At 62.4% G+C, this 18,343-nt stretch carries 19 protein-coding genes, 1 other RNA gene and 1 pseudogene; 7 read left to right on the top strand and 14 right to left on the bottom strand.

Annotated features, from left to right (window positions below; translation table 11 throughout):
- Window positions 1-135 carry a DUF2790 domain-containing protein gene (locus tag BM186_RS26975; RefSeq protein WP_279626845.1) on the top strand — a complete coding sequence of 45 codons (135 nt, stop codon included), beginning with the start codon at window positions 1-3 and terminating at the stop codon, window positions 133-135.
- A 36-nt stretch (window positions 136-171) separates the two neighbouring features.
- On the top strand, window positions 172-1,188 hold the full coding sequence (locus BM186_RS08825) for an alpha/beta hydrolase (RefSeq protein WP_074914717.1): 1,017 nt from the start codon (window positions 172-174) through the stop codon (window positions 1,186-1,188).
- A gap of 146 nt (window positions 1,189-1,334) precedes the next feature.
- Here BM186_RS08825 and BM186_RS08820 read toward each other — a convergent pair whose 3' ends face one another.
- The 6 genes from BM186_RS08820 to BM186_RS26605 form a co-directional block, all read right to left on the bottom strand.
- Window positions 1,335-2,714, bottom strand: a complete 1,380-nt coding sequence (locus tag BM186_RS08820; RefSeq protein ID WP_074914715.1) for an aspartate aminotransferase family protein — start codon at window positions 2,712-2,714, stop codon at window positions 1,335-1,337.
- Between the two features lie 23 nt (window positions 2,715-2,737).
- Window positions 2,738-4,084, bottom strand: a complete 1,347-nt coding sequence (locus BM186_RS08815) for a glutamine synthetase family protein (protein ID WP_074914713.1) — start codon at window positions 4,082-4,084, stop codon at window positions 2,738-2,740.
- Between the two features lie 29 nt (window positions 4,085-4,113).
- Window positions 4,114-4,671, bottom strand: coding sequence for a helix-turn-helix domain-containing protein (locus tag BM186_RS08810; RefSeq protein ID WP_074914745.1), 558 nt, complete (start codon window positions 4,669-4,671; stop codon window positions 4,114-4,116).
- A 16-nt stretch (window positions 4,672-4,687) separates the two neighbouring features.
- Complete coding sequence (locus BM186_RS08805) at window positions 4,688-5,977, bottom strand: NAD(P)/FAD-dependent oxidoreductase (protein WP_074914711.1); 1,290 nt, start codon at window positions 5,975-5,977, stop codon at window positions 4,688-4,690.
- A gap of 78 nt (window positions 5,978-6,055) precedes the next feature.
- The gene (locus BM186_RS08800) at window positions 6,056-6,355 is read right to left on the bottom strand and encodes an antibiotic biosynthesis monooxygenase (RefSeq protein ID WP_074914709.1); all 300 of its coding nucleotides are present in this window, start codon (window positions 6,353-6,355) and stop codon (window positions 6,056-6,058) included.
- A gap of 20 nt (window positions 6,356-6,375) precedes the next feature.
- Window positions 6,376-6,522: a hypothetical protein gene (locus BM186_RS26605; RefSeq protein ID WP_017677236.1), complete on the bottom strand. Its 147-nt coding sequence runs from the start codon at window positions 6,520-6,522 to the stop codon at window positions 6,376-6,378.
- A gap of 329 nt (window positions 6,523-6,851) precedes the next feature.
- Here BM186_RS26605 and BM186_RS08795 point away from each other — a divergent pair, with 329 nt between their 5' ends.
- Window positions 6,852-7,799 carry an AraC family transcriptional regulator gene (locus tag BM186_RS08795; RefSeq protein WP_074914707.1) on the top strand — a complete coding sequence of 316 codons (948 nt, stop codon included), beginning with the start codon at window positions 6,852-6,854 and terminating at the stop codon, window positions 7,797-7,799.
- 86 nt (window positions 7,800-7,885) lie between these two features.
- Here the strand turns inward: BM186_RS08795 and BM186_RS08785 are convergent.
- Together BM186_RS08785 and ftrA are read right to left on the bottom strand one after the other, a co-directional pair.
- Window positions 7,886-9,166 (bottom strand): annotated as a pseudogene (locus tag BM186_RS08785) (acyl-CoA dehydrogenase family protein).
- A gap of 76 nt (window positions 9,167-9,242) precedes the next feature.
- Window positions 9,243-10,211: a transcriptional regulator FtrA gene (gene ftrA / locus BM186_RS08780; protein ID WP_074914703.1), complete on the bottom strand. Its 969-nt coding sequence runs from the start codon at window positions 10,209-10,211 to the stop codon at window positions 9,243-9,245.
- 97 nt (window positions 10,212-10,308) lie between these two features.
- On the opposite strand from ftrA, the gene BM186_RS08775 reads away from it, so the two are divergent.
- Window positions 10,309-10,746: a rhodanese-like domain-containing protein gene (locus tag BM186_RS08775; protein ID WP_074914702.1), complete on the top strand. Its 438-nt coding sequence runs from the start codon at window positions 10,309-10,311 to the stop codon at window positions 10,744-10,746.
- Window positions 10,740-11,261, top strand: a complete 522-nt coding sequence (locus BM186_RS08770) for a GNAT family N-acetyltransferase (protein ID WP_072424792.1) — start codon at window positions 10,740-10,742, stop codon at window positions 11,259-11,261. The genes BM186_RS08775 and BM186_RS08770 overlap by 7 nt, the downstream gene beginning before the upstream one ends.
- On the opposite strand, the gene BM186_RS08765 is transcribed toward BM186_RS08770, so the two are convergent.
- The 4 genes from BM186_RS08765 to dnaX all read right to left on the bottom strand — a co-directional run bounded on the left by BM186_RS08765 (window position 11,242) and on the right by dnaX (window position 15,164).
- The gene (locus BM186_RS08765) at window positions 11,242-11,811 is read right to left on the bottom strand and encodes an eCIS core domain-containing protein (protein ID WP_074914700.1); all 570 of its coding nucleotides are present in this window, start codon (window positions 11,809-11,811) and stop codon (window positions 11,242-11,244) included. The genes BM186_RS08770 and BM186_RS08765 overlap by 20 nt on opposite strands.
- A gap of 30 nt (window positions 11,812-11,841) precedes the next feature.
- Window positions 11,842-12,441 (bottom strand): recombination mediator RecR, encoded by a 600-nt coding sequence (gene recR / locus BM186_RS08760; protein ID WP_074914698.1) that lies wholly within the window; start codon window positions 12,439-12,441, stop codon window positions 11,842-11,844.
- Between the two features lie 254 nt (window positions 12,442-12,695).
- Complete coding sequence (locus BM186_RS08755; protein ID WP_003460931.1) at window positions 12,696-13,022, bottom strand: YbaB/EbfC family nucleoid-associated protein; 327 nt, start codon at window positions 13,020-13,022, stop codon at window positions 12,696-12,698.
- Window positions 13,023-13,070: 48 nt separating this feature from the next.
- Entirely contained in the window at window positions 13,071-15,164 is a 2,094-nt protein-coding gene (gene dnaX / locus BM186_RS08750) for a DNA polymerase III subunit gamma/tau (RefSeq protein WP_074914696.1), read from the bottom strand.
- Window positions 15,165-15,628: 464 nt separating this feature from the next.
- On the opposite strand from dnaX, the gene BM186_RS08745 reads away from it, so the two are divergent.
- Together BM186_RS08745 and BM186_RS08740 are read left to right on the top strand one after the other, a co-directional pair.
- Window positions 15,629-15,850 carry a hypothetical protein gene (locus tag BM186_RS08745; protein WP_074914694.1) on the top strand — a complete coding sequence of 74 codons (222 nt, stop codon included), beginning with the start codon at window positions 15,629-15,631 and terminating at the stop codon, window positions 15,848-15,850.
- A gap of 53 nt (window positions 15,851-15,903) precedes the next feature.
- On the top strand, window positions 15,904-16,191 hold the full coding sequence (locus BM186_RS08740) for a DUF3509 domain-containing protein (protein ID WP_017677242.1): 288 nt from the start codon (window positions 15,904-15,906) through the stop codon (window positions 16,189-16,191).
- Between the two features lie 132 nt (window positions 16,192-16,323).
- On the opposite strand, the gene ffs is transcribed toward BM186_RS08740, so the two are convergent.
- Window positions 16,324-16,420: signal recognition particle sRNA small type (gene ffs, locus BM186_RS08735), an RNA gene on the bottom strand.
- A gap of 104 nt (window positions 16,421-16,524) precedes the next feature.
- Complete coding sequence (locus tag BM186_RS08730; RefSeq protein WP_074914692.1) at window positions 16,525-18,159, bottom strand: methyl-accepting chemotaxis protein; 1,635 nt, start codon at window positions 18,157-18,159, stop codon at window positions 16,525-16,527.
- Between the last annotated feature and the right edge of the window lie 184 nt (window positions 18,160-18,343).

Raw genomic sequence — 18,343 nt, 5'->3', positions numbered from 1 at the left:
GTGATTTCCATCGACGTGCCCAACAGCTCGCAGTGCGAAGTGGTCACGGCAACGATGACCTACCGCAACAGCGCGGGTGACGTGGAAGTTCTCGACTACGAACAACTCTCCAGCGTTTGCACCAACCAGAACTGACAACCAGCCGCCCAACTGATCGACAGGAGTTTGACCATGAAATTTTCTCGCACTCTGACTGCCGGGCTGCTCGCCCTGGCCATCAACAGCAGCTTCGCCGCCGGCAGCCCCGGCGTGGAGCGCAACACCCAAGGTTTCCTCGATGCCCTGGCAGCCGGTGGTGGTCAGCCGCTGGAAACCCTCTCGCCGAAAGACGCCCGCGCCGTACTGGTAGGTGCTCAGGCCAACGTCAAGGTGGACCTGTCCGGCATTATCGTGGACACCAAGGTGATCCAGGTTAATGGCCAGTCGCTCACCCTCAAGGTGGTACGTCCTGAAGGCGCTCGCGGCATTCTGCCGGGCTTCATGTTCTTCCATGGCGGTGGCTGGGTACTGGGTGATTATCCGACCCACGAACGCCTGATCCGCGACCTGGTAGTAGGCTCTGGCGCCGCTGCAATCTACGTCGACTACACGCCGTCGCCGGAAGCCAAGTACCCGACCGCGATCAACCAGGCCTATGCCGCCACGAAGTGGGTGGCCGACAACGGCAGCCAGATCGGTGTCGACGGATCGCGCCTGGCAGTGGCCGGCAACAGCGTCGGCGGCAATATGGCAGCCGTGGTCGCCATCAAGGCCAAGGAAGCCGGTACGCCGAAACTGCGCGCCCAGGTGCTGCTGTGGCCGGTGACCGACGCCAACTTCAACAATGGCTCCTACAACCAGTTCGCCGAAGGCCACTTCCTCACCCGCGGCATGATGGAATGGTTCTGGGACAACTACACCACCGACCCGAAGCAGCGTAACGAGATCCATGCGTCGCCCCTGCGCGCCAGCCTGGAACAGCTCAAGGGCCTGCCGCCAGCACTGGTGCAGACCGCCGAGATGGACGTGCTGCGCGACGAAGGCGAAGCCTACGCTCGCCGCCTGAACGCCGCCGGCGTACCGGTGACCGCCGTGCGCTACAACGGCATGATCCACGACTATGGCCTGCTCAATGTGGTGTCCGAAGTCCCGGCGGTACTCTCCGCCATGGATCAGGCAGCACAGACGTTGAAAAACAGCCTCAAGTAAGCGGCTGAAAAACGAAACCCCGCCACCGTTACCGGTCGCGGGGTTTTCTTTTGATCATCGTCCTTCGCGGCTGAAGCGGAATGCCGCCCAGCCGCTCCTACAGACACTGCCTTTGCGTAGAAGCGGCTTCAGCCGCGAATTGCTGGTCATACAGCGCTACGCACCTGCTCCCAGGTCAGATCCAGGCACTTGCGCGCTTTCTCCACCAGCTCATCGATCTCGGCAAGGCTGATCACCAGAGGCGGCGCAATGATCATGGTGTCGCCCACGGCGCGCATGATCAGACCGTTATTAAAGCAGTGGCCGCGGCAGATCATGCCTACCGCCTTGTCACCCGGATAACGTGTGCGCGTCGCCTTGTCCTGCACCAACTCGATGGCGCCAAGCATGCCGACGCCGCGCACTTCGCCCACCAGCGGGTGATCGGCCAGCTCACGCAGGCGCTTTTGCAGGTAGGGCGCGGTTTCTGCCTTCACCCGCTCGACGATGCCTTCTTCCTTGAGAATGCGCAGGTTCTCCAGGCCCACCGCTGCCGCCACCGGATGGCCGGAATAGGTAAAGCCATGGTTGAAATCGCCGTGCGCCTCGATCACCTCGAACACCTTGTCGCTGACGATCAACCCGCCCATCGGTACGTAACCGCTGGTAAGGCCTTTGGCGATGGTCATCAGGTCAGGCTTGAGGTGGTAGTACTGGCTGCCGAACCACTCGCCGGTACGGCCGAAACCGCAGATCACTTCATCGGCGACGAAAAGAATGTCGTACTTGGCCAGGATTTCCTTGATGCGCGGCCAGTAGGTCTCCGGCGGGATGATCACGCCACCAGCGCCCTGGATCGGCTCGGCAATGAAGGCTGCAACGTTTTCTTCGCCCAGTTCGAGAATCTTCTTCTCCAACTGGTCGGCAGCCCAGATACCGAATGCTTCAGGCGACTGGTCGCCGCCCTCACCGAACCAGTACGGCTGCGGGATATGCGCGATACCGGGGATCGGCAGGTCGCCCTGCTCGTGCATGAACTTCATACCGCCAAGGCTGGCGCCGGCCACGGTGGAGCCGTGGTAACCGTTGTCGCGGCCGATGATGATCTTCTTGCTCGGCTTGCCCTTGCACGCCCAGTAGTGGCGTACCAGGCGCAACATGGTGTCGTTACCTTCCGAGCCCGAACCGGTGAAGAACACGTGGTTCATGCCGGCCGGCGCCAGCTGGGAAATGGCATGGGCCAGCTCCAGCACCGGCGGATGGGCGGTCTGGAAGAAGGTGTTGTAGAACGGCAACTGGCGCATCTGCTGAGCTGCCGCTTCGACCAGTTCCTCGCGGCCATAGCCGACGGCCACGCACCACAGACCGGCCATGCCATCGAGGATCTTATTGCCCTCGCTGTCCCACAGGTGCACGCCTTTTGCCTCGGTGATGATGCGCGGGCCCTTCTCGGCCAGCTGCTTGTAATCACTGAACGGCGCCAGGTGGTGGGCCTGGCTCAGGGCCTGCCAGTGTGCGGTTTTCGGGTTGTTCTGGGCGTTGTTCATGTCGCCTCCTTCGATCCGAGACATCACAGGTACCAGCGATATTCGCGCGGGCTGATGTCGTGCATGAAGGCCAGGTGATCCTGGCGTTTGTTCTCGCAATAGACCATGACGAACTCGCTGCCGAGGCCAGCCGCGACGCGCTCGCTGACCTGCATGCGGCGTACGGCGTCGAGCATGTCCTTGGGAAAGTCGACGCCGCTTTCGCGGTCGTCATTCAGTGATGCGATGGGCTCGGCCTGGGCGTCGAGGCCCTGCTCGATGCTGGTCAGCAATGCCGCCAGCACCAGATAGGGGTTGGCATCGGCGCCCGGCAGGCGGAACTCCAGGCGCAGGTTGCGCGCGTCCGACTCGGGGATACGTACGCAGGCGTCGCGATCCTCGAAACCCCAGCTGGCCTTGCTCGCCGAGTTCACTTGGGCGCCGAAGCGGCGGTAGCTGTTGTGGTTCGGCGCGTAGATCGGCATCAGCTCCGGCAGCAGTTCCAGGCAACCGGCCACGGCATGACGCAGCGGGCGCTGCTCGTCGCGGGCCAGCAGGTTGTCACCGGCCTCGTCGTACAGACTGACATGGATATGCATGCCGCTGCCCGGATACTGCAGGTACGGCTTGGCCATGAAGCTGGCCCGATGGCCATGCTTGAGCGCCACGCCACGGCTCACCCGGCAGAACAGCGCCGACCAGTCGGCCGCCTGCATCGGGTCAGCGTTGTGGCTGAAGTTGATCTCGAACTGCCCCGGGCCGATCTCGGCGGTGATCACCGTGGTGTCGATGCCCTGCAGGCGCGCGGTTTCGCTGATGTCGTCGAGCACCTCGGAAAAACGCGACAGCCGTTCGATATGCATGTTCGGCTGGTCATCGGCATCGCCACTCAGGTCATCGCGCGGGTACTGCGGCAAGCCGTCCTTGAGCGCCTTGTCGAACAGGTAGAACTCCAGCTCGAAGGCCACCACCGGATGAATGCCACGCGCGGCCAGGCGCTGCACCACGCGCGCCAGCACTTCGCGCGGCTCGAACTCGATGGGCGCCTCGGTACCGTCGGAGCTGATCAGCATCTGCCCCAGCGGCTGGTGCTCCCAGTTCACCAGCTTGAGCGTGCCGGGGATCAGCCGCCGTGGCGCGTCCGGGTCGCCGTCATGAAAGCAGTAGTCGCCGATCTCGTACAGCCCGCCCTGAGCGCCGAGCAGTACACAGTTCTGCGGCAGTTTCAGGGCGCTGCCGGCGGCGACCTTCTCCAGCATCTCGATGGGGTAGCGCTTGCCATAGAAATGCCCGGGAATGTCCAGGCAGATCAGGTCGACGAAGCGCACCTCGGGGTGGACCTGGCGAAATTGACGGACTTCGTCGAGCAGCTCGACTCGGGTGGCGTTCATTGTGGTTATTTCCGGGTTCACGAGAAGGTTCAGGTGTAGATCCATAACACCCGCGCGGGGGTGTCGCCCTGATTGGCATAACGCAGGCGCGCATAGCTCGGCACCTGGAAAACATCGCCGGGATAGAGGGTGGCACTCTCTTCGTCCTCACCCAGCCACAGCGTCAATTGGCCTTCGAGCACATAGCCGGCCTGCTCGGAACGATCGCTCATCTGCCGCTCGCCACTGCTGGCGCCTGGCTCGAGCAGGCTGTCGACGACCATGAAAGCCCCCTGCAAAGTCGGCGAAGCCATGATGTCGGTGATGCCACCAGCCAGGTAAAGGGTGCGGCGTTCATCCGGCCGGGTGACCCAATCCAGGGCCTTGGGCTTGGGCAGGCTGTAGAAATAGGTGGTGGGTACGTCGAGCGCCTCGGCGATGGCGGTCAGATCCTCCACCGTCGGGCGTGACAAGCCACGCTCGACCTGCGAGAGAAAGCCCACGGAACGACCAATACGCTCGGCCAGCTCGTTGAGGGTGACCTTCTTGTGCTTGCGCAGGTCGTGGATGAGCACGGCCAGGGCCGCCATCTCCAGGTTCTTGTCCATCTCTGGGCTGTCCATTTCAGAAGCTGTCTCTTAGTCGGTACCAGGCCTTGCCAATGGCCTCGAGCGGCGCCGCCAGGCGCTCGCCGAATGGGAATTCGGGATTGCGCAGTTGCTGATACAGCGCCAGTTCGTCGTCATTGCCGAGAATGGCATCACTGACTGCCCGCGCCGCCGCCAGGGTCGGCAGCACACCATGCCCGGAAAAGCCCTGCAGCCAGTAACGACCGTTCTCGCCGCCAATGTCGGGCGTGCGAGCACGAGTCACGTCGATATGCCCGCCCCAGGCAAAGTCGATGGCTACGCCTGCCAGTTGCGGAAAGACGCGCTCGAGGAACGGCCGCGTGGCAGCAGCCATGTCCCTCGGTAGGCCGCCCAGATAGGTGCAACCACCACCGAACAGCAGGCGGTGATCTGGCGTACGGCGGAAATAGTCGAGAACGAACTGGTTGTCGGTGACGCAGGCATTGCGCGGCAACAATGCCTCAACGCGCTCTGCGCCCAACGGCTCGGTGGCGATCTGGTAGGTACCGACCGGCAGGATGCGCCGCGCCAGACGCGGCTCGAGGTGATCGATATAGGTGTTGCAGGCCAGCACCAGGGTGTCGGCCTGCGCGCTGCCCTGCTCGGTACGCACACGGTAGCCCGTGCCCTGCTTGTCCTGACTCAGCACACGGCTCTGCTCGAAGATCTGCCCACCGGCGCGAACGAAGGCTTCGGCCAGCCCGAGCGCCAACTTGAGCGGGTTGAGGTGCCCGGCCTCGGGGTCGTAGAGGCCAGCGCGGTAACGCTCGCTGGCGACCCACTCCGGCATCTGCTCGCGAGAGACGAACTGCAGCGTGCGATGGCCCCACTTGCGGGCGGCCTCCTCCTGCCACTCGTGCAGCAGCGCCACCCGCCGCGGCAGTACCGCGGTCCACAGGTGGCCGCGGCGGTAGTCACAGTCGAAGCCATGGCGCTGCGGCAGCTCGCGCAGCTCGCCGGCGGCCCAGGCCATGCCGTCCCACAGACGGCGGGCGCGTTCGAGGCCCAAGGCCTTCTCCAGCGGCGGCATATCGCAGGACCAGCCGAGAATCGCCTGGCCGCCGTTGCGCCCAGAGGCTGCCCAGGCCACACGGCTGGCCTCCAGCAGAATGACCTTGCGCCCTGCTTCGGCCAGGCGCAAAGCAGTGTGCAGACCACTGAAACCAGCACCGATCACCAGCACCTCACACTGCAGATCACCTTGCAGCACGGGATGATGCGTCAGTCGATCCTTGCAGCTATGGGCGTAATAGCTGTCGACGTGCTCACTGGCATGGCGAAACATAGATGACTCATGAAATTTAAAATAATTAATTTCATGAAAATCTATATAGATAATTTCACAAAGGCAAGCCTGAGCGGCTCAGGCGACCTGCTGCTGCAACTCCATACCGCATTCGAGATGAGTGAACAGCCCTTCATTTATCGCCTGGGCCAAAACCCGACGCAGGCCTTCGCTGCCGAGGAAAGCATCGCGTGCCGCTGCCGAACGCCACTGCCCTTCTACCTGCCATATCAAAGGATCACTACGTAGAGAGAACACACGCAGGCGTTCGCAACCTGGGATATCTCGACCAACCTCATGCAATCGCGCCAGGCACTGCCCCAACCGATTTGAACGGTCGTGGCGGGCGCGAACGGTCATACGGTGAATGATGCTCATGGCAACCTCCTGGAACTGAATCAATACATACCAGCAGCGTTTCGCTGCAGAACATGGGGTGCTGCGTCCGGCTCGGCAAAAGCCGCTTCACCAACGGCTCTTGAGTCAAGCCAGGCCGTGGCGAGCAATAACAGAGTCAGCGGTGCGATCAGCCATTTGCTGGACATGGTTCGCTCCTTTCGTGACGTATGTGAGCACCACTTAGCGGGTGATATGGCTACTGCACGTGTTCGAGCCGGTGCAGAGGCACCGCTCGATGGCTACAAAGATCAGGCAGAAGGTCATCAGAGCGTTAGTCGATTACTGGTAAATCCTTGCCTAAAACTCCATAGCAATGAAATTGCCGCACCGAGTTCATCGCACCCTGACCACCCTTGAAATACTCTGTATCACTGGCAATTTGCCCATTACTGGCAAATATTTGCCTAATCCTGCCGCCCCTCATGACTTGCCTGAAAAACCTGGATAGGCTTCGCTGACTTTCCGGAGGCGCGCCATGCAGTCACCCATTCACACCGCCACAACTCTCGACACCCCCCTTGCCGAACTGAGCCACGAAATGGCACGCCTGGTCGATCGCTTCGTCCCCGAGGACGGTTTGCATCTCACAGCGATTCCTGGCCTGAAACTGGCTCGCGCCACGACACCCAGCCTGCCGATGCAGACAGTCTACGACCCCTGCCTGTGCATCATCGCCCAGGGCCGTAAAGAGATACGTCTGGGTGACGAACTCTACGTCTATGATCCGCTGAATTACCTGGTGGCGTCGGTGGTGCTGCCGGTAACCGGCCGGGTGATCGAGGCCAGCCCGGATCACCCCTATCTGAGCATCGCTCTGGAGATCGATCCCGCGCTGATAAGCAGCCTGCTCACCGAAATGCCGGCGATTCCAGCCCCGGACGCGGCCTCCCAACGGGCGCTGTTTCTCGATCGTCTCGACCCGCGCCTGCTGGATGCGGTGATCCGCCTGCTACGCCTGCTGGAAACCCCATCCGACATCGCCATGCTGGCGCCATTGGCATTGCGCGAGATTTTCTACCGCATGCTGCTCAGCCCGCAGGGCCATCGCCTGCATGAAGTGGTGATCGCCGACAGCCAGAGCCAGCGCATCTCCCGCGCCATCGAGTGGCTGCGCAAGAACTTCGATCAGCCGCTGCGTATCGAGGAACTGGCCCGCGAAGTGAACCTGAGCCCCTCGACCCTGCACCACAGATTCAAGGCCGTCACGGCGTTCAGCCCGCTGCAGTACCAGAAGCAATTGCGCCTGCAGGAGGCCCGCCGGCTGATGCTGTGCGACAACCTCGAAGCGGCAGCGGCCAGCTATCGCGTCGGCTACGAAAGCCCATCGCAGTTCAGCCGCGAGTACAGCCGTCTGTTCGGCGATCCACCGCAGCGCGACATCGCCCGCCTGCGCCAGGCGGCGCAGAATCAGCAAGCATCCTGAACGCCGCCTTCCGTGGGAGGCGCTTTAGCGGCGACGGTGCTCAGCAGCGCCTCTGATCGCGGCTAAAGCCCCTCCCACGACATCTGCTACAGCCCCATCTGCTTGGCGATGATCTCGTTCATGATCTCGCGCGTGCCGCCGCCAATGGAAAGGATGCGGTTGTCGCGGTACAGGCGCTCGACCAGGCTTTCGCGCCATAACGGCCCAGATGCCGTTTTCTACAGCCCCATCTGCTTCGCGATGATCTCGTTCATGATCTCGCGCGTGCCGCCGCCAATGGAAAGAATGCGGTTATCGCGATACAGGCGCTCGACCAGAGATTCACGCATGTAACCCATGCCACCCATGATCTGCACCGCATCGTAGGTCAGGCGAGCAGCGATATCGGTGGCGAAGTTCTTGGCCATGGAAATCTCCTTGATCACGCTGCGGCCGGCGGCCATCTGTGCCGCCTGGCGGTAGGTGAATTCGCGAGAAACCTCGAGCTGCGTCGCCATTTCGGCCAGGCGATGTTTGAGCACCTGGAACTTGCCCACCGGCTTGCCGAACGCCTGGCGCTCGCGCGCCCATTTCAGGGACTCCTCCAGCGCCAGTTGTGCGGTCATGTTGGCCATGATCGCCAGGCTCAGGCGCTCGCTCTGGAAGTTGGCCATGATGCAGGCGAAACCGGCGTTCTCCACGCCGATCAGGTTCTCCACCGGCACCTTGCAGTCGTCGAAGAACAGCTCGGCGGTATCGGACGCCCACCAGCCCATCTTCTTCAGCTTGCGGCCGACACTGAAACCTGGCGTGCCCTTCTCCACCAGCAACAGGCTGACGCCACCGAAGCCCTCGCCACCGGTGCGCACCGCCACCGTGTAGTAATCGGCGCGCACGCCGCTGGTAATGAAGGTCTTGCTGCCGTTGATGCGGTAATGATCGCCATCGCGCACCGCGCGAGTCCTGAGATTGGCCACATCGGAGCCACCGGACGGCTCGGTCACCGCCAGCGCCATGATCTTCTCGCCAGCCAGCACCTGCGGTACCACACGTTCGCGCACGGCGGGCTTGGCCCACTTGACGATGGGCGGCAAGCCGATATCCAGCGAACCGAGCCCGGCCACCAGGCCGCCGGAACCGCTGCGCATCAGTTCCTCGCTGGCCACCACCTTGGCGAACACATCCCCCTCGTGACTGCCGCCGAACTGCTCCGGATAGCCAATACCGAGAATGCCCGCGGCGCCGGCCTTGAGGTACAGCTCACGAGGGAATTCCTCGGCCTCCTCCCAGTCATCGATATGCGGCTGGATTTCACGCTCGACGAAGCGCCGAACGGAATCGCGAACCAGTTGGTGAGACTCATCGAAATACGATTGTGGGGCGGCCATGCGGGTACTCCCGTTATTGTTTTGGCCACCCTAACCTAGCGCTTGCTTGGTTTTCAAGTTGAGCACTGCCCGCCGATCAGGATGTATGCGTCATACCGAAACGCTCCCGGTAAGCCGAAGGCGGTAGTCCGACAGCGTTGCGAAAGGCCACACGGAAACTCTCCACCGAGCGAAAACCGCACAGCTCAGCGATGCGCTCACTGCCATCAGTGCCGCTCTCCAGCAACTCACGGGCTCGTGCCAGGCGCTCGTGCTGCAACCAGGCCTTGGGAGTCATGCCTGTGGCCTCACTGAAACGGCGCAGGAAGGTGCGCTCGCTCATGGCCACACGACGTGCCAGCTGACTCACTTCCAAGGGCTCATGCAAATGCTGCCGCGCCCACTGCATAAGGGTGGAGAGGTCGCTGCGCGGCGCCCGGGCCACCGGGGCCGGAATGAACTGGGCCTGGCCACCGGCCCGCTGGGGCGACATCACCAATCGCCGCGCTACGGTGTTGGCCACCTGGGTACCGAAGTCTCGCGCCACCAGGTGCAGGCAGGCATCGATGCCGGCGGCGCTGCCAGCCGAGCTGATGAGCGAGCCGGCATCGACATAAAGCACGTCCGGATCTACCTCGACAGCAGGAAAACGACGCGCCAGCTCCTCGGCGTAGCGCCAGTGGGTAGTAGCGCGTCGACCGTCCAGCAAGCCGCTGGCGGCAAGGACGAAAACGCCGGAACAGATGGAAACCAGCCGAGCGCCACGTCCATGAGCGTCGCGCAGGGCGGTCAACAAACGCTCGGGGGGAACCTCGGTGCGGTCACGCCAGCCGGGAATGACAATGGTGCGCGCCTCGGCCAGGCGCTCCAGTCCTGCCTCGGCGAGTATCTGGATACCGCCCATGGCGCGCATGGGGCCGCTGTCCAGGCCTACGATGCAATGGCGGTACCAGGGGAAATCGAACTCGGGCCGGGGGAGACCGAAGATCTCCACGGCAATGCCGAACTCGAAGGTGCAGAGACCATCGTAGGCAAGGATGGCCACCAGGCCGGGGGCGTCGTGCATTTGGCGGAAACTTACCAGTTACTGTCTTGCCCGCCACTTTAGAGCAGGACGCGCGCTGGATACAGTGGCGCCATTACTCAACCGATGGAGAGTCACCATGCCCAGCCTCGTTCGTCAGCACCCTGCTGCCAACCCGGAAAACGCAATTGCCCATTTCACCCAGCGCCTGGCCTTCGAGACCGACTGCTCGGACGTGCATGTCAGCCAGCAGGTGGGCGAGGTCGACTACGTGCTGGTCGACGTGCGTGGAGAAGCCGCCTACACCGCTGGCCACGTACCCGGCGCGATCAACATCCCCCATCGCCTGATGAGCGCGGAGTTCATGGCCGGATATCCACGCGACACATTGTTCGTCGTTTACTGCGCCGGGCCACACTGCAATGGCGTGCACCGAGCAGCTGTCCGCCTGGCCGGGTTGGGTTTCGCGGTGAAGGAGATGCTCGGTGGCGTCACGGGCTGGCTGGACGAGGGGTTGAGTCTGACCGGCGCGCAAAGCCCGCAGGAAGCCCGCCCGGCCTTTTCCTGCGCATGCTGAGCCCATATGTACGCGAGGCGCGGGCCGAGGATGTGCCCGCCCTTCTCCCGCTGATGCGCGAGCTAGCCCGCTTCGAGGATTACCTGGAGGATTTCGCGGTGGACGAGGTGCAACTGATGGCCCGCGCATTCGCCGCGGAACCCCAGTGCCGGATATTCGTGGCAGAGGCCTCGGACCGCCTGCTCGGATATGCCGTAACACAGGAGCTCACCTTCACCTACGACCTGCGCCCGACGGTTCGGCTCAAGGAGTTGTACGTAGCCCCTGATGCACGCTGCCAGAGACTTGGCGAACAGTTGCTGGCCGCTGTGGCCCGTTGGGCAAAGGCTCGCGGCGCAGGTCGATTGAAATGGGATGTACTAGCGGGAAACCAAAAAGCCGAGCGTTTCTACCAGCGCCTGGGCGGGCATCCGGATGCCAAGTGGATCGCCTATACGATGGATCACAGCGCCATGACTGCCCTGGCAGAGTATCACTGCGAAACAGACTGCTCCGCTAACGCAGCGCCCGCCTGACCCTCGCCTGTATCTCGTACGCAGGCCCTTCCACAGACTGGAAATCGCGCGTGTAACGCTGGGCGAAACCATCGGTGCCCCACTCGCGGTATTGCTGCACATGCCACAATTCATGCGCCCACAGCGCTGCATCCTCTGCCGCAGCATCAGCGTTGCGAAACACCACCACGTCGACCAGCGTCACGGCCTGCACATCGGGGCTCTGCAGCATGACGGTGGCGGCGTCCATCTCGTCGGTGATGCCCACGCGAAAGCGCACTTCATCAAGCAACGCATCGTCGTAGAACGGCGCAAGCTGGGCACGAATCATCAGAGGGATAGGTTCGGTGCCGGCTCGCAGTGCTGCCTCACGCGACTGCAGCAACCAGGCCTCCAAGCGCGCCGCCGCCATATTCAGGCCATCTTCACGTACCCGTACAGGATCGGGCACGCACAAGCAGGAAGCACCCAGGCACACCTGTGCCTGCCCGGTCGGACATTGAGCCTGTGCGGCCAGAGGCGCCCCGAGCAGGAACACCAGCGCAATACGGCGCAGAGTGTCGGTGGTCACTGGCACTCCGAATCGAGAGGGTTTGACTGCTTACAGGCTGATCGGGCGCCGACCTGCCAAGGCATGGGCCAGCGTGCCGCCGTCGACCAATTCCAGCTCGCCACCGAGCGGCATGCCATGGGCGATGCGCGAGGCGACCAGGCCTTTGCCGGCGAGAATCTGAGCGATGTAGTGCGCCGTGGCCTCGCCTTCCACCGTCGGGTTGGTGGCCAGGATCACTTCCCTGAAAGCACCGGCATCGATGCGCTCCAGCAGCGCAGGAATACCGATGGCCTCTGGCCCCAGACCATCGAGTGGCGATAGATGCCCCTTGAGCACGAAGTAACGACCGCGAAAACCGGTCTGCTCCACCGCGTGCACGTCCATCGGACCTTCGACCACACACAGCAGGCTGTCGTCACGACGCTCGTCCAGGCATAGCTGGCAAATTTCGTCCTCGCTCAGGCTGCGGCAGCGCTTGCAGTGCCCCACGCCCTCCATCGCTGCATTCAGTGCCTGCGCCAGGCGCAGACCACCACTGCGATCACGCTCGAGCAGCTGCAACGCCATGCGTTGCGCGGTCTTCTGCCCCACACCGGGCAGGATGCGCAGAGAGTCGATCAACTGGCGAATCAGGGGGCTGAAGCTCATGGCGTTCCTAGGGTTCGTAGCCCGGATACAATCCGGGAGCACAGGTCACTGATCATTCCCGGATTGCATCCGGGCTACAAATTTGAAGCCTGTCGCCGTCCTGCACATGCGATCAACACAAGTAAGAGTGGCGATCAGGCAGCGTACAGGGCAAGGCGCCGGCGGACGAGGAACCGCAGTGTGCTGGAGCACATGAGGATTCCGAGTTAGCCGGCAACGCCACCATGTGCGTCGCCTGGACGGCACGTGGCCCGTCAGAAGGGCATTTTGAAGCCGGGGGGGAGCTGCATCCCTGCGGTCATGCCGGACATCTTCTCCTGGCTGTTCTGCTCGACCTTGCGCACCGCGTCGTTGACGGCAGCGGCGATCAGGTCTTCGAGCACTTCCTTGTCTTCCTGCATCAGGCTGTCATCCAGGGTGATGCGCTTGACGTCGTGACGACCGGTCATCACCACGCTGACCAGGCCGGCGCCAGACTGGCCGGTGACTTCAGCGTTGGCCAGTTCTTCCTGCATCTTCTGCATTTTTTCCTGCATTTGCTGAGCCTGCTTCATCAGGCCTGCCATGCCACCTTTCATCATGTCGGTATCCTCGGTGTTCGGGGTTAAACAAGTCGTTGAAACGACCGGTTAGCTGGGAATATCGATAGGTTCGATGCTGTCGTCGCGCACCTTGGCCGCGAACTGCTGAATCATCTGCTGCACCAGCGGGTCGGCATGGATCGACGCCTCGGCGCTGCGCTGGCGGTCGGCACGGCGCCGGGCTGCGGCCTGCGCCGGGGTTTCCTGCTCAGGTTTGCACAGCTCGATACGCAGTTTGATGATGCGCCCCTGTTGCTGGTTCAGCGCGTCGTTGAGACGACGCTGCTGAGTCGGATTGAACAGCGCACTGTGCGCCGGGTCCAGGTGCAGCAGCCAGTCATCACCGTTGGCTTCGATCAGCGTGCAGTTGGCGGCGATGCTGCCAGTCATGCCGCCCAGGCCAAGCTGCGGAAACAGTGACAGCCACTCTGCCGCCAGACCGGTAGCCGGCTTGGCGGCCGGTAGTGGTTCTTCGACCGCAGGCGTCGCGGCTTCGGCTTGGCCGAAATCGTAGTCGAGGGTTTCGGCGTCCATTTCCACATAGTCGTAGTCGCCGAGCGGTGGCTCGTCTTCACCACCATCTACATCGGCTAGCGGTGGCGCGACCTCACTCAGTGCGGGCACTTCGACCGATGCAACTTGCGCAACTACCGGCTCTGCGGTGTTCACCTCTGGCTCTACCGGCGCAACAGGCGGAACGGGCTCAGCCACAAGCTCGACAGCCTTGGCAGTTGCCCACGGCACATCAACCACAGGAGCAGCTGGCTCGGGCTCGGGCTCGGGCTCGGGCTCGACGGGCAGATTAGCGGCCGGTGCTACAGGCACTTCAACAGGCTGAACCGGCTCACTCACGACAGGCGTGACACTCGGGGCCGGCACAACAGGGCCAGGCTCGACCGCCGCCGTAACAACGGGAGTCTGTGCGACGGGAGCAATAACAGGAGCAGAAACCACAGGAGCCGGCATAGCGGTGCCGGCCACTGGGTTTTGTTGGGAATCAGCAGTGGCCTGGCTGATCCCCAAGGGCTTTAGCGTGACCTTGGGCGCGTCGTCGGCTCCCGCCGGGCGGAAGGCCAGCATGCGCAGCAGCACCATCTCGAAGCCACCGCGCGGTTCAGGTGCCAGGGGCAAGTCACGGCGCCCGATCAAACCCATCTGATAGTAGAACTGCACATCCTCGGCTGGCAGCGCCTGAGCCAGTTGCAGCACACGCTCGCGGTCGCCCTGGCCGTTGTCGACGGCCTCCGGCAGCGCCTGGGCAATCGCGACACGGTGCAGAACGTTGAGCATCTCAGACAGCACACCATTCCAGTCCGGACCCTGCTCGGCGAGATGACGTACCGCCTCGATCAGAGCTCGTGCATCGCCCTCGATCAGCGCATGCAGCACGCCGTAAACCTGACCATGGTCGAGCGTACCGAGCATGGCGCGCACGTCGGCCGCCAGCACCTTGCCCTCGCCGAAGGCAATCGCCTGGTCGGTCAGGCTCATGGCGTCGCGCATCGAGCCATCGGCAGCACGGCCGAGCAACCACAGGGCATCGTCCTCGAAGGGGACGTTCTCGGCGGTCAGTACATGGGTCAGATGCTCGACCACCCGCTCCGGCGGCATGTTCTTCAACGAGAACTGCAGGCAGCGCGACAGCACGGTAACCGGCAGCTTCTGCGGGTCGGTGGTGGCGAGCAGGAATTTGACGTGGGGCGGCGGCTCCTCCAGTGTCTTCAACAGGGCGTTGAAGGAACTGGTGGAGAGCATGTGCACTTCGTCGATCAGGTAGACCTTGAAGCGACCGCGACTCGGCGAGTACTGCACATTGTCGAGCAGCTCACGGGTGTCTTCGACCTTGGTGCGGCTGGCGGCGTCCACTTCGATCAGGTCGACGAAACGCCCCTCATCGATTTCCCGACAGACCGAGCAGGTGCCGCAAGGGGTGGAACTGATGCCGGTTTCGCAGTTCAGGCACTTGGCGATGATCCGCGCAATAGTGGTCTTGCCCACACCGCGGGTGCCGGTGAACAGGTAGGCATGGTGCAGGCGCTGGCTGTCCAGGGCGTTGATCAGAGCCTTGAGCACATGCGTCTGGCCGACCATTTCGCGGAACGAGCGCGGACGCCATTTACGTGCAAGAACCTGATAACTCATGGAAAACCGTCATATGAGGAAAGCAAAAGTGGGCTAATCCTAGCGGAGCAACCGGCAAATTGCATCCGCCACCCGCATGTGTGGGGCAGCATCGCCCTGACTTGAGAAATAGCGCTGGTTATTTCTTGCACAAAGCATTATCATCCGCGCCGTTCGTACCACGCTGTAAGTCATTAAGGCCTTTGCGCCCCCTCGCTGGTTTCCCGGTTCAACGTCTAGCGCATCTCCGCGCTGCCGCCCTCCCCGATCCCATCTGCTGACTGATCAGGCCGACTCGCCGTTTATCGGTGCAGTTCCTCTGCCTGCCTCCGACGTACCTACCACGCCGAAGAACCGTAACAATGGAACTTTATCGTGCTAATCAAGCTCCGATCGGTTGACATGCTATGGCCGCTTTTCGGCCAACCACATGGAGCTACACCCCGCGCAACGAAGCGCACATGCTTTAAGGAATACCTAGAAAAATGAATGCTCAACATCAAATTCAGAAAGCCATCAGCACGCTGACTCACGCCTTCGCTCCTTTCGATTGCCGCATACAGGCAACGCGTAAGGGCAGCTTCAGTTTCACCCTGGTCGACAAAACCGGTATCGCCCAGTACAGCCAGCGTCTCTACCCGGGCCAGTACAACGAAGAATCGCTGCAACAAGTGATCGAACGTACCCGCCAGTCGCTGACCGCGTGAACTAAGTTGTCATCCTGAGGTCGAAGGTGACCAACCTCAGGATGGAGTAGGACATGGAACTCACCAACCAGCAACTCGTCGATCACCTGTTCAATCCGTTGCGTGCCAGCTTCAGCTCACCACGACCGGACGGCAGCATCATCCTCGCCCTGCTCGACGAGAGCGACAGCACTGTCTACAGTCGCGTCCTGGCCAAGCCACAGATCAACGACCAGAATGCCTTCGCCCAGAGCCTGGAAGAAATCCGCCTGGAACTGGCCGTACGCGCCGGCAATATCCCAGCCGATCTGCGCAAGACGCTCAAAGAACAGGACAGCGTGTTGAATTACCGCATCGCCTGAGCCTGCAAACACCCCAAAGCCCGCATCCATAACGCGGGCTTTTTATTGCGCACTGCAAAAATCCGCCAGATAGACGCTGAAGATGCAGAGGTAAAAAAGGGGGTGGCGAAAGCCTGAAAGACTGGAGGTGGACCCCACCAGCCACACCCCGGCACACGATGTTCCCGCTGTGGCTGCTCCCTTCCGGGCCTGACCAAGTTAACGGGTAATCGTTGCGAGGGGACCGGCAGGGCCACCATAACGCTGCTCGCCATTGCGACGAGCCGCGCCATTGTAACGGCTAAACGCAAACTTACAACTGCTTCAAACACTTAGATACGCGAGACACTGATGTCACACCCGGAAACGTCCCACCAACTGGGCCAGCCCGTGGGACAGCTCGGACAGGTGTTGGCTGGCCCGTGTGCTCTGTTCGGAGGTCTGCGCCGCTTCGTTGGAGAGGTCGCGAATGTCACTGATATTGCGCGCGATTTCCTCGGTGACGCTGCTCTGTTCCTCGCAGGCGGTGGCGATCTGCGCAGCCATGTCGTTGATGCGCTGCACCGAATCGCCGGTCACGCTCAAAGCCTGATCAACACCAGCCGCCTGTTCCACGCTCTGCCGCGCCCGCGCGCTACCCGAATGCGTGGCCTTGACCGCATTCTGCACTCCAGCCTGCAGACGCTCGATCATCTGCTGGATGTCCTTGGTCGACTCTTGGGTACGCGCTGCCAGCGCTCGCACCTCATCGGCGACCACGGCAAAACCGCGGCCCTGCTCCCCTGCCCGCGCCGCCTCGATGGCTGCGTTGAGCGCCAGCAGGTTGGTCTGTTCGGCGATGCCCTTGATCACCGCCAGTACCGCACCGATGTTGGCGGTTTCCTGCTCCAGGGTCTGGATGGTGTCGGATGCGCTCTCCACTTCCTGGGCCAGTTGGCGAATCGAATGAATGGTCGCACCAACCACCTGGGCGCCTTCTCGCGACTGGACCTCGGCATGGCGCGCGGCATCGGCAGCATTCTGCGCATTGCGCGCCACTTCATGCACGGCCACGCTCATTTCGGTGGCCGCAGTGCTGACCTGATCGACCGCCGCGTGCTCGCTGCTGATCAAACGATCATTGGCAGCCGCCATGCCTGCGAGACTCTGTGCCGAGTCGGCCACCTCACCAGTGACCCGTCCGACTTCCTTGATCAACGGCTGCAGTTTGTCGAGAAAGCGGTTGAAGGCGTGGCTGAGCTTGCCCAATTCGTCCCTGGAGAGCACGTCCAGACGCACCCGCAGGTCGCCATCACCGTCGGCGATCTGTTCGATGCGATAAAGAAGGTTATGCAGCGGACGGGTCACCAACAACGGGAAGCCCACCACCAGGACCAGGCACACCAGCAAGCCGATGGCGATGATCAGTCCCTGCTGCCAGACCAGCGCTTCGCCGCGGGCAATGGCATCGGTGCCAACGGCATTGGCGGCGTTGTCTTCCAATTCACCGAGCTTGTCGATGGCAGTGCGTGCCTCTTCGAACTGCGCCTCGCTGTCTGAGAAACTCAGCCGGCTGGCCTCGTTGGGATCGCTGCTGGCCATTTCCAGCACACGCGACGAGGTTGCCTTCCAGCGTTCAAAGCCACGGTCGAACTCGGCCACCAAGGCCAGCGCTTCGCTGCCTGGCTGCATCGCAGCGAACTTGTGCACACGGTCATAGGCCTGCTGCAGGTTCTCCGCATGCGAGGCATGTAATTGTGCCGCGTGCGCACCGGAGTCCTCATCGAGCAGGCTGCGCTCAGCGACGAAGGCCTGGTAAAGATCGCGGTCGGCGTTGAGCAGCAGGCTGATGGCCGGCAGATGGCGATTGGTCAGGGTGGTACTGGATTCGGCGACCTGAGTGATACCGCGCACCCCCAAGGTGCCCATCGCTACCAGCAAGGCGGCCAGCAACAGAATGGGCAGGGCAATCTTCCAGCGGAACCCCAGATCGGCAAATGCGCGCAACATGATGGCACTCCAGCATTAGGCAAGTATCAGTAGCTTAGTCGAGCCTCGCCAAGTCGCTGTCTGACGGTGCAAAAATCCGGAAAACCTCCGGCGCTGAGCTAACCTTCTCCACTATTACCCGCGCCACTCGTCGCATCCCGCAGTTCGGCCATGATGAGCATTCCCGAGGCACGCGCACGCCACC

The organism is Ectopseudomonas toyotomiensis (assembly GCF_900115695.1).
Taxonomy (GTDB): Bacteria; Pseudomonadota; Gammaproteobacteria; order Pseudomonadales; family Pseudomonadaceae; genus Aquipseudomonas; species Aquipseudomonas toyotomiensis.
This window is presented reverse-complemented; position numbering and strand designations above follow the sequence as displayed.